Origin of the sequence: Bradyrhizobium sp. AC87j1, from assembly GCF_002936975.1 — a bacterium.
GTDB classification, from domain to species: Bacteria; Pseudomonadota; Alphaproteobacteria; order Rhizobiales; family Xanthobacteraceae; genus Bradyrhizobium; species Bradyrhizobium shewense.
Map to the genome: position 1 here is coordinate 1 of NZ_PTFE01000165.1, position 9,979 is coordinate 9,979.

General features: G+C 62.3%; 12 protein-coding genes. 3 read left to right on the plus strand and 9 right to left on the minus strand.

Annotated features, from left to right (window positions below; all coding sequences use genetic code 11):
• Positions 1-118: 118 nt before the first annotated feature.
• On the minus strand, positions 119-286 hold the full coding sequence (locus CV770_RS39290) for a hypothetical protein (RefSeq protein ID WP_165637654.1): 168 nt from the start codon (positions 284-286) through the stop codon (positions 119-121).
• A gap of 80 nt (positions 287-366) precedes the next feature.
• On the minus strand, positions 367-1,404 hold the full coding sequence (locus CV770_RS39295; protein ID WP_028139702.1) for an MBL fold metallo-hydrolase: 1,038 nt from the start codon (positions 1,402-1,404) through the stop codon (positions 367-369).
• Positions 1,405-1,670: 266 nt separating this feature from the next.
• Between CV770_RS39295 and CV770_RS39300 the strand changes: the two genes are divergently transcribed.
• Together CV770_RS39300 and CV770_RS39305 are read left to right on the plus strand one after the other, a co-directional pair.
• Positions 1,671-1,877, plus strand: a complete 207-nt coding sequence (locus CV770_RS39300; protein ID WP_146101447.1) for a hypothetical protein — start codon at positions 1,671-1,673, stop codon at positions 1,875-1,877.
• Between the two features lie 117 nt (positions 1,878-1,994).
• Complete coding sequence (locus CV770_RS39305; protein ID WP_201760242.1) at positions 1,995-4,244, plus strand: ABC transporter substrate-binding protein; 2,250 nt, start codon at positions 1,995-1,997, stop codon at positions 4,242-4,244.
• Positions 4,245-4,420: 176 nt separating this feature from the next.
• Here CV770_RS39305 and CV770_RS39310 read toward each other — a convergent pair whose 3' ends face one another.
• From CV770_RS39310 to soxX, 7 genes are read right to left on the minus strand one after another with little or no spacing between them, the layout of a single operon-like run.
• Positions 4,421-4,879 carry a DsrE family protein gene (locus CV770_RS39310; protein WP_091964298.1) on the minus strand — a complete coding sequence of 153 codons (459 nt, stop codon included), beginning with the start codon at positions 4,877-4,879 and terminating at the stop codon, positions 4,421-4,423.
• Positions 4,876-6,627 (minus strand): thiosulfohydrolase SoxB, encoded by a 1,752-nt coding sequence (gene soxB, locus CV770_RS39315; protein ID WP_091964296.1) that lies wholly within the window; start codon positions 6,625-6,627, stop codon positions 4,876-4,878. Before soxB ends, CV770_RS39310 begins: the two co-directional genes overlap by 4 nt.
• Before the next feature lie 53 nt (positions 6,628-6,680).
• Positions 6,681-6,986: a hypothetical protein gene (locus CV770_RS39320; RefSeq protein ID WP_091964293.1), complete on the minus strand. Its 306-nt coding sequence runs from the start codon at positions 6,984-6,986 to the stop codon at positions 6,681-6,683.
• Entirely contained in the window at positions 6,983-7,846 is an 864-nt protein-coding gene (gene soxA, locus CV770_RS39325; protein WP_165637652.1) for a sulfur oxidation c-type cytochrome SoxA, read from the minus strand. The genes CV770_RS39320 and soxA overlap by 4 nt, the downstream gene beginning before the upstream one ends.
• Positions 7,846-8,157, minus strand: coding sequence for a thiosulfate oxidation carrier complex protein SoxZ (gene soxZ / locus CV770_RS39330; RefSeq protein WP_091964287.1), 312 nt, complete (start codon positions 8,155-8,157; stop codon positions 7,846-7,848). The genes soxA and soxZ overlap by 1 nt, the downstream gene beginning before the upstream one ends.
• A 13-nt stretch (positions 8,158-8,170) precedes the next feature.
• Complete coding sequence (soxY, locus tag CV770_RS39335; RefSeq protein ID WP_091964284.1) at positions 8,171-8,662, minus strand: thiosulfate oxidation carrier protein SoxY; 492 nt, start codon at positions 8,660-8,662, stop codon at positions 8,171-8,173.
• 25 nt (positions 8,663-8,687) lie between these two features.
• Positions 8,688-9,014 (minus strand): sulfur oxidation c-type cytochrome SoxX, encoded by a 327-nt coding sequence (soxX, locus tag CV770_RS39340; protein WP_245453996.1) that lies wholly within the window; start codon positions 9,012-9,014, stop codon positions 8,688-8,690.
• A 266-nt stretch (positions 9,015-9,280) separates the two neighbouring features.
• Here soxX and CV770_RS39345 point away from each other — a divergent pair, with 266 nt between their 5' ends.
• Positions 9,281-9,952 (plus strand): DUF938 domain-containing protein, encoded by a 672-nt coding sequence (locus CV770_RS39345; RefSeq protein WP_104466138.1) that lies wholly within the window; start codon positions 9,281-9,283, stop codon positions 9,950-9,952.
• Positions 9,953-9,979: the final 27 nt, after the last annotated feature.

Genomic DNA, 9,979 nt, shown 5'->3' on the forward strand with positions numbered 1-9,979 from the left:
GTCGATGCAGAGTTAATCGCCGCGCTCTCGAAAGAGTGTGCCGTGTGGCACCCCTCTCCCTAACCCTCCGCCACAAGGGGGGAGGGAACGCACCGTTCGTGAGGTGAACTTCACGCCCTCACAACGACTCGTCATCCGGACCGTAGCGGTCGCGTTTGGGCGTGGCGATGTCGCCGTCCTCGTAGTCATCGTCATCGAGAGGGGGCGGCGGTATCTTCGCCTTGTCTTCCGCCCGCTTCTTGTCAGCGATTTTGGGCGGCTCGATTGGCTTGCCGATCTTGGCCATGGCTGTTCCCGGATGGTGATGCTGCATCCGATCCTATCCGGAACATATGTGTAGTTTCTGACCTATCGCAAGCAGGGCCGTCAGTGCACGAGCGGCCCGCCCGCCTTCTTCCAGGCATCCACGCCGCCGGCGATATGGGCGGTGTTGGAAAGGCCGGCCGCCTTGGCGGCGGCCACCGCCATCGCCGAGCGCTCGCCAAAGGCGCAGAAGAACACGATGCGGCGGCCGGTGGCGGCGGCGACCTCGCGCAGCATGCCGCCGGGCTTGAGGCTCTCCTCGACGGACGGATAGGGCGTATGCAGCGCGCCTTCGAGCATGCCGTGCTTCATCCGCTCGTTGGTCTCGCGCAGATCGACCAGCAGCATGTCGGGCCGGCCGAGAATGCGGATCGCCTCGACCGCGCTGAGCGCACGGCCTTCCTTCTCCAGTTCCTCCTGATGCAGGCCGACATGCATGTTGGCGGGCACCGCCACGTCCATCATCTTCGGATTGGGCAGCTTCAGGTTGGCCATCAGCTCGATATATTCGTCGACCGAGCGCACCTGGAGCCGCGGGTTGTAGCGCTTCTCCTCGCCGATGGTGGAGACGGTGTCGCCTTTGTAGTCATGCGCCGGAAACACCATCGTCTCATCCGGCAGCTTGAGCAGCCGGTTGAAGATCGAATCGTACTGTGCGCGCGAGGAGCCGTTCTGGAAATCGGTGCGGCCGGTGCCGCGGATCAGCAACGTGTCGCCGGTGAAGACGCGATCGCCCATCAGGTAGGAGTAGGAATCGTCGGTATGGCCGGGCGTGTACATCACGTCGAGCGACAGGCCCTCGATCGTCACCTTGTCGCCGTCGGCGACCCGCATCGCGACCACGTCGGCCTTGGTCTGGTCGCCCATCACGGTCATGCAATGGGTGCGGTCGCGCAGCTCGCCGAGGCCGGTGACGTGGTCGGCATGCAAATGGGTGTCGACCGCCTTGACCAGCTTGAGGTCGAGCTCGCGCAGCAATTGGCAGTAGCGATCGACCTTCTCCAGCACGGGATCGAGGATCAGCGCCTCGCCGCCGGGGCGGCTGGCAAGGACGTAGCTGTAGGTGCCCGAAACGCTGTCGAAGAGCTGGCGGAAGATCATGGCAAGACCCCGGCGTGGCGTGATTTATAGATTCTACTACGTCGGGAGGTAAAAAGAGAAGTAATTCACTGCGCGAAGAAGAAAATTTGGAAGATTTTTATTCCGCGTGATGGGGGCGAGAGGGCGGGCGGTCCACAAATTCGGTGTCGTCCCTGCCTGGTGCGCAATTGCGCACTAGGGCTCATAAATCTGCGACGCCCGCTTTCAGGAGCGAAGCGGACACGCGACCCGGCCTGAGGGATAACGCCTTGTGACCCATTGCCGACATGATCCGTGTCCGACATTTTGGTCGCATGCTTGGAGATGAGAGCTATCTTGAAAGAATTGCTGATCTTGCACCTCAATTGAGAGAAGTGCTCGCTGAGCTAAAGGCCGAATGGTCGACTGAAGTGGTGCCCGTGACCCTCGTGGGTGCCGGATTGGCGGAAGCTCTTGCCGAGCATCTGTCCTTCATCCGCCTTGAGTGGTCTTGATTCTGCCGGTGGCGATGGGGCGGGCTTGAAAAACGCTGTCAGCGGCGGCAATCTCGGCCTGATTGAGACTTCGATCTGACGAATCTCGGCTTATGCCGATCGATGCGAGGATCGACGATGAAGCAGCGGCCGATAGTGTGGCTTGCCGTTGTTGCAGGCGTGGTCCTGGTGCTTGCTGTCGCCTGGGCCGCCGTCCTCTGGACGCGCCCAGAGCCTATTCGCATCGCGTTCGCCAATTCGCTCTCTGGCCCGTCCGCCCCGATCGGGGCGGAAAGCCTGGTCGCGACGCAGCTTGCAATCGACGAGGTGAACGCCAAAGGGGGTGTCAACGGACGGCTGATTGAGCTCGTTCTGTTCGACGACGCAAGCAATCCAGCCGTGGCGCGCGCGAATGCGCAGGCGATTGCCGACAGCCCGTGCGTCGCTGTGCTCGGACATTATCTCAGCTCCGCGTCGCTCGCGGCGGCGCCGATATACAAGGATGCGCGGATACCGGCACTCACGGGAAGCTCGGCTGCCGACGATCTGACAAACAACAGTGAATATTATTTTCGTGCGCTGTCGCCGGTCTCCGTGCAGGCGCGCTCGATCGCGGAGCATCTGCGCGCCGTGATGAGGGAGCCAAAAGTCCGTCTCGTTCACACGCGCGATTCCTACGGCAAGAGTTTTGAGCATGGATTTGCGACGGCCTATCCGGCGGAGCAGCTGCGTGTGTTCGGACTGGACGTCGCAGCCGGTCAGATCGGATCGACGGATGAGGCGCTGGACGCTGCCGCGCAGGAGCCCGGGCCCGGTGTTATTGTCGTCGGCGCGGCAACCGATTTTAGCGCAGACATCGTTAAGGCGCTCCGCCGCCGCGGTATCAAGGGAATGATCATTGCATCCCAAGCCGCGGCCCGCGAAAGCTATTTGCAGAATTTCGCCAATGAGCCCGAGGAAAAAGCGCAGCCGGGTTTCTTCAGCGAGAATCTGTATGCTGCTTCCTCGCTGATGTTCGACAGTGCCGGCGTGGCAGCGCAGGTCTTTGCCGCCGACTACAAAGCGAAAGCGGGAACCCTGCCAAGCTGGGTTGCCGGCGGCTCGTATGACGCTGCGCGCCTGATGATCGATGCGCTAAAACGAGCTGCCGTACATCCCCGGTTTATGGGGCAGGGAATTCAGAAACGATCCGACAGCAAGGTTGCAGATCGCGACCGTGTGCGCGTCGCGCTTGCCGCGATCAACGATCCGAAATCGGCGGTCGTCGGGCTGACTGGGCGGCTCTATTTCAACGCGAACCGCGACATTCCGCGCCCGATTCGACTGGGTTTCTTCCGTTACGGTTTGTTCGTCACTGCGCCGCTGCAACTCGTACGCATCGATCAGCCCAAAGGAATCGATCTCGCCGCGGAACGAGAGGAGGGCCATGTCGTCACGTTCGGCGACCGACACTACTGGATACAGCGCGTCGTTTATACCGGCATCGACATCATTCGCGTCAACCGGATCGACGTGAAGCAAAATTCGTTCAACGTCGACTTCTATCTCTGGATGCGGTTCGCCGGGGACGATGAAGCGCAGACGCGCGTCGAGTTCCCGGCCTTGCTGGATCGCGGGGCGTTCGATCCGGCTCGGCCGATTCAGATTGGACAGGAAGACGGCCTGAGCTATCGGCTCTATCGAATCAACGGCGATTTCAAAGCCCGTTTCGATCTCCATGATTATCCGTTCGACACGCAGGAGTTGCGTCTACGTTTCCAGAACACGGAGCGGCGGCGGGAACTCATCACCTATGTCATCGATCGGTTCGGCTTGCGCCTCGCCGACGACGGAAGCTCGCGGGCCGAGGATGGGGCCTATTCCGGACTTCAGCTCTGGCGATTTCTCGGACTGAACTATTTCGTCGAATCTCAGTCCAGCGGATCGACGCTCGGAAAGGCGTCCTCGTTTGGTGCCGAGGCAATGACGGAATTCGCAGGCTTCGATGCGACCATCATGCTGCGCCGCAGCTCCGCCATCTACATGCTGAAGAACCTGTTGCCGCTGTTTCTGCTCGTGCTCGTCGTGTTCGCGACGCTGTTCTTTCCCGAAACCATGTTTCGTGAACGCGTGACGATTCCAGTGACCTCGATCCTGGCGAGCGCGGTGCTGCTCGTGACGGTCGCCAGTCAGGTCGGCGATGTCGGATACACGGTGGTAGTCGAAGAGATGTTCTACATTTTCTTCATACTATGCCTGATGACGATATTGGCGGGCTACAAACATGAAAAACTTCGAGACGCCGGCCGAAAGCGCGCCGCTATTATCTTGGATCACGCCGCTCGGGTCATTTATGCCGGGACGGTACTCGCTGTAATCGTCGTGCTCTACCGGCGTTATGCCGTGTGAGGCAAGCGTGGATACCTCGCCGGTCCGCCACACCTTCTTGAAATTCGCAGCATGAGTCCGGATCTGGCCCTTGGCCGACATGACCAAGCGCGCCTCTTTTGTCCGTTTCCGATGGTCATGCGGACGTCGTCCGCCGGGCGGATTGGGTACACGCGTGTTCGGCGGGACAACGCCCCCTACGGCCTCACCACCGTATACCCGTTCTCCGCCAGGAACAGGATCTGCCCCACGCCCACCTGCACCGGCGTCGCGGACTGGATGAACTCCGGCCGCTTGCCCGTCTCGCGCTCGATCGTATCGACCGTGTTGAGACAGATGTCGAAGCGCACGCCCTGCGCGATCAGGCTTTCGACCTGCTTGCGACGCTCGCTGCCGGACAACAGGAGATCGACGCCGGGGCCGAACGCGACGACCTCGATCGCGATCTTGTCGGGGTCGTACGCCTTCAGAAGATTGTTGGCGACGCTTAGCACCAGCGCCTGCTTCCTTGCATCGCCATCGGAGAGTTGCAGCACGATCTTGTGCTCGGCGAACGGCTTGTCCTGAAGCGGCACCTGCTGCGCCGAGGCCGGCAGGATCGCGGCCCGGACCAGTAGCGCCAGCAGCAGCGCAAATAAGATCTGCGCCCGCATCATCCTTGTCCCGCAATACCCGGATTGTCCTCGACGCCCTTCAGCGTCACGCCGGAGCCGAGCCGCTCCTGAAACATCCGGCCCGAGCGCAGATATTTGCCGACGACGTCCCACACCGGCGCGCCTTGCTGGCCGTTGACCGAAGCCCAGCCTGCGACCTTGTAGCGGTGGCTGGCGCTGAGCGCCTTGCCGCCATGGAGCTTCACTTCCGAGATGCGGCCGCCGATCGCGGCGGTCGGCGTACAGGTGTAGCTGAGCCCACCGGCGCGCACCATGTCGCCGCCCTGCTGATAATAGGGATCGGCGTTGAAGAGGTTGTCGCAGACGTCTTCCAGCACGTCCTTGATCTGGGCTCCCGTCATCTCCTGCACATAGGTCTCGGGATAGGTGATCGCAGTCTCCGCGAGCAGGTCCTCCATGGTCAACGCCTGGCCCGACAGCGCGGTGACGCCCCAGCGGAACCCCGGAGACAGCGCGATCTCGGCATCGAGCTCGGTGCGCAGCGCGGTGCAGATCAGCTCGTCGACCGGCCCGGAGAAATTGCCGCGCCGATAGAGCAGGCGGTCAGGCGTTGCGATCTTTGCCGACCAGTCGGTCACATGCGGCGCGCGCAGCCGGCCGATCAGCTCGGCCATTCCAGGATCGGGTTTCAGCAGCTCGGAATAAACAGGCAGCAGATGATAATGAATGTCGCTGACCTTGCCCTTGTCGATCGCGAGATCGACCACGGCGAGGAATTTTCCGTTGGAGCCGGCATTGGTGACGAGCGTGGTGCCGCCGGCGTTCTTCACGGCGATCGGCTGCGGCACGGCGTCATGGGTATGGCCGCCGAGAATGACGTCGATGCCGGTGACGCGGCTTGCGAGCTTGAGGTCGACATCCATGCCGTTGTGCGACAGCAGGATGACGGCATCGACCTTGTCGGTGCCGCGCAAGGCATCGACATGCTTCTGCAACTCCTCCTCGCGGATGCCGAAGGTCCAGTCCGGCGTGAACCGCTTGGGGTGCGCGATCGGCACGTAAGGGAAGGCCTGGCCGACGATCGCGACCCGATGACCGCCGATCTCCTTGATCATCGAAGGCTTGAACACGCGCCCCGTGGCCTTGTCGAATGCGGGAGCGTCATTGAACGCGGCTTCCTCGGTCAGGAACACGTTCTGCGCCAGAAACTCGCCCTTGAAACGCTCGAGATTGTCGCGCAGCGTCTGCTCGCCATAGGTGAATTCCCAATGCCCGGTCATCGCTTCGATGCCGAGCAGATTGGCGACCTCGACCATGTCGCGGCCCTGCATGATGTTGGCAAGCCCGGTGCCCTGCCAGAGATCGCCGCCGTCGACCAGCAACGAACGCTTCTCTCCGACATCGCCACGCAAGCGATCGACCAGCGTCTTCAGATGGGCAAAGCCGCCGAGCTTGCCAAAGCGGCCTGCCGACTTCTCGAACTCGACGCAGGTGAAGGCATAGGCATCGGCGCTGTCGGGACGGATGCCGAAACGATCGAGAAAGGCGCGGCCGACCAGATGCGGCGGCCGCCCGGCCATCTCACCGATGCCGATATTGATGCTGGGCTCGCGGAAATAAACCGGGTTGAGCTGCGCATGCGTATCGGTGATGTGCAGGATGCGCGCGTTGCCGAAGCGCTCGAGGTCGTAAATGCTCGCGGTCTCAGTCCCCCGCGCAAGTCGGGGCAGACTGAGCGATGCAGCGGCAAGGCCTGCGCTCTTCAGGAAATCGCGGCGGCGGATCGCCATACCAAAATTCTCCGCGCCCTCAATGTCGCAAGACTGTTTCAGTTGAGGCCAGTCTAGCGGATTTCCATCGCCTTCCAGGCTTCTTTTTCGGACGCCGCCTGGAAGATCGACGCCTTTGCCAGCGCCTCGGCCTCCCTGGCTGCGGCTGTGGCGCGGTCGAAATCGCCGCCATCCGCCGCTTTCTTGGCCGCGGCCAGCGTCGAGACGGTCACGGTCCACTGGTTGCGCAAGCCGGCAGCCTCCTTCGATGCGGCTTCCGCGGTGGCATAGGCCGCCTTGTAATCCGCTTCATTTGCCGCGCGCGCCGCTGACGCGAGGCCGAGCGCCAGCAGCATGGCGAGGGGAAGTGACCGCTTCATGGCCGCGCTCCCGGGCCAGATATCGGCAGGCCGTTGGCGACGTAGGAGAGGAAATATTCGACGTCGCGATATTCGTCCGCTTGCGGCTCCAGCGGAACCGCGCGGGTCTGGCTGTTGCAGGTCACGAAGCGGCGGCTGGTGGTGCCCATGCCGCTCCATTCGGAGCGGTAGATCGGCATCGCGTTCAGGATGCCGAGCGCTGGCGCCAGGACCTCGGCGCGGATGCGCTCGCCCGGGCTTTGCACATGGCAGCTGGCGCAGGAGAAATTCATCTGGCCGCGCCGCGTGTAGAAGTAGCGCTTGCCGTTCTCGAATGCCGCGAGCGCACGGGGATCATCGGGAATCTTGATGTCCATCGGCTTGCCGCGCGAGGTGAAGGCCATGTAGGCGGTGAGCGAGGCCATCTCGTCCTTGACGTAGGAGTAGGGCGCCTCGCCATTGGCCTCGCGGCAGCGGTTGAGCGCGAGCTCCAGCGTGACGACCTTGCCCTCCTTCTCGTCGAAGTAAGGATAGTTCTGGCGGATGCCGACGCCCCCGTTCGGGAAGCAATCGGCGTAGGTCTTGCCGTTCTTGAACGGGGTGGCGAACATCTCCTTGCCGGCGTCGAGTGCGAACTCGTAAGGCGGGAACTCCTCCTTCTCCTGCCACTGCCGCTTCATGTCCGCGTTCATGGAATACGGACCGTTGACGAAGTCCTCGTGCTTCACGTCGGGAAACTTCTGGAAGAAGAAGTTCTGGAACGCCTTGGCGTCGGCAACGGGATCGACCTTGTCGGCCGCGACGACGCGCGGAGAGGTGAGGGCGAACGCCACGAGCGCGGCGCTGAGCGAGCCAAGCAGCAGGGCAGATCGGGTCTTCATCACGAAATCTTCGCGGTGGTCGTATCCGACGCACCCTTGTTGTCGGTCCAGGAGATCTTGAGGTCGTCGCCCTTCTTGGCACCCTTGAAGCTGAACTTGACGTAGGGATCCTTGGAGACCGCGGTGCCCCAATCGGCGACGAAGACGTCCTTGCCGTTACATTCGAACTTCAGCTCCTGGATGAAGTGCGCGGGGATCAGCTCGCCCTTGGAATCCTTGACCAGGCCGGTGTCCATGGGGTGCTGGATCAGCGCCTGCACCTCGGTGATGTCGCCATTGGATGTTGCGCGCACGCGAATGCTTGATGCCATCGGACCGATCCTCCTAGCCGCCGCAGCCGCCGACGGTGACCTTCACTTCCTTGGTCGCGCTGTAGAGCTTGCCGTCAGCCTCGACGATGGCGACCAGTTTGGTGGTCTTGGCCATTTTCAGCCGGTTGGCGACGCCCGGAATGGTGCCGTCGGCGAACTTGTAGGATGCTGCAAGCGCGTACGGGTTCTCGGTCACGAAGAACGAGATCGAGCTCACCTTGTCGAGCGTCGTCGTCACCGACACCGGCACCACGCCACCGTTCTCGGCGATCTCGGGCGCATCCAGCTTGACCTTGTCGGAGGGCTCGGCGGTCTTGCCATAGAGCGCCTTGATCGCGTCGGCCTCGTGCTTCTGCTTGAAAGCCTCTTCCGGATATTTGTCGTTGGCCGCGGCACGCGCGGGCGCCGCCGCGAACGGCAGATTGCCAAGGCCGAGCAGGGCGACAGAGGCCGCGCCCTGAAGGATCAGGCGCCTCGTCGCAAGCGCGCCGGTGGTCGTGGTCATCTCAAGTCTCCTGGGCAGCCGGCCGTTACAGGGTCTGCAGGAAATCAACGATCGCGCTGATCTCCTGTTCGGTCAAAATCCGGTTCCGGCCGAACGGCGGCATCATGGTCTGCGGATTGCGCTTGGTCTCGTCGAAGATGATCGCGGTCAGCTCATTACGATCGGGGTATTTGGCTTTGAGGTCCTTCAGTTCCGGCCCGATTGTTCCCGGCAGGTCGCCGCCTTTGATGACGTGGCAGGTCAGGCAATTGCCCTTGCCGCGATCGAAAGCGAGCTTCTGGCCGTCGGCGACAGCGGATTGTGCCCGCGCCGGAGCCACACCCGCGCCGGCGGAGAGGACCAGCGCCGCCAGGACGGCAAGCTTGCAAGGAAAGGCGGTCAAGGCATCGTCCCAGGCGTTATGTCGATGATCTCGTTTGCGGAAATATAAGCGTTCCAAAGCACAAAGGGCATCGCCTGACAATCAAGACTATGCACGCGGCAAAATGGAGTTAATATCCTGCGCATTGCAACCGATGAGATCGTTTGTTCATCCTAACAGGTTGGCACTAGCAAATTATTCTAGGGCGTTTGGCCCTTACGGCCGTCTTTGCTGTTTTACATTCATTGGGGACTGACTTGGCTGAATATGTCGTCGAATTTGGCAGGGATGGCGGACGGGTCGAGCCGGATGGGCGGCTCGATGCACCCGCGTTCCATCGCAACCATGTGCCGATCTGGGCGGCGCTGGAAAAGCACCTCACTGGCCTGACCGGCAACGTGGTCGAGCTCGGCAGCGGAACCGGCCAGCATGTGGTCCATTTCGCCCGCCACACGCCCGGCCTGATCTGGTGGCCGAGCGACCTCAATCAGCGCCATCTCAAGAGCATCGAGGCCTGGCGCGTCCATACGGGCCTTGCGAACATCCGCAGCCCCCTGCGGATCGATCTCACCGATCCCGACTGGTGTCCGGAGCTGAAAAGCGGACAGGCGCCGACGAGCCTTGCGGCGGTGTTCTGCGCCAATGTCATCCACATCGCGCCCTGGGCCGTGGCCGAGGGCCTGTTCGCCGGCGCCGGCCGCTACCTGCGCCCCGACGGCAAGCTGTTCCTCTACGGCCCGTTCAAGCGCGACGGCAAGCACACCGCGCTGAGCAATGCGGTGTTCGATACCTCTCTGCGGGAAGGCAATCCCGACTGGGGCGTGCGTGACATCGGCGATGTCGAGACGCTCGCGAAGGCTGCAGGTCTTCGCCTCGTCGATACGATCGACATGCCCGCGAACAATCTGACGCTGGTGTTTGAGCGGTAAGCCGCGCTGACGGTGCGCTCCCTCTCC

Excerpts from the sequence above, each read along its gene's own strand:
- CV770_RS39290 (WP_165637654.1), bottom strand. The coding sequence starts at position 286 with ATGGCCAAGATCGGCAAGCCAATCGAGCCGCCCAAAATCGCTGACAAG.
- CV770_RS39295 (WP_028139702.1), bottom strand. The coding sequence starts at position 1,404 with ATGATCTTCCGCCAGCTCTTCGACAGCGTTTCGGGCACCTACAGCTAC.
- CV770_RS39300 (WP_146101447.1), top strand. The coding sequence starts at position 1,671 with ATGATCCGTGTCCGACATTTTGGTCGCATGCTTGGAGATGAGAGCTAT.
- CV770_RS39305 (WP_201760242.1), top strand. The coding sequence starts at position 1,995 with ATGAAGCAGCGGCCGATAGTGTGGCTTGCCGTTGTTGCAGGCGTGGTC.
- CV770_RS39310 (WP_091964298.1), bottom strand. The coding sequence starts at position 4,879 with ATGATGCGGGCGCAGATCTTATTTGCGCTGCTGCTGGCGCTACTGGTC.
- soxB (WP_091964296.1), bottom strand. The coding sequence starts at position 6,627 with ATGGCGATCCGCCGCCGCGATTTCCTGAAGAGCGCAGGCCTTGCCGCT.
- CV770_RS39320 (WP_091964293.1), bottom strand. The coding sequence starts at position 6,986 with ATGAAGCGGTCACTTCCCCTCGCCATGCTGCTGGCGCTCGGCCTCGCG.
- soxA (WP_165637652.1), bottom strand. The coding sequence starts at position 7,846 with ATGAAGACCCGATCTGCCCTGCTGCTTGGCTCGCTCAGCGCCGCGCTC.
- soxZ (WP_091964287.1), bottom strand. The coding sequence starts at position 8,157 with ATGGCATCAAGCATTCGCGTGCGCGCAACATCCAATGGCGACATCACC.
- soxY (WP_091964284.1), bottom strand. The coding sequence starts at position 8,662 with ATGACCACGACCACCGGCGCGCTTGCGACGAGGCGCCTGATCCTTCAG.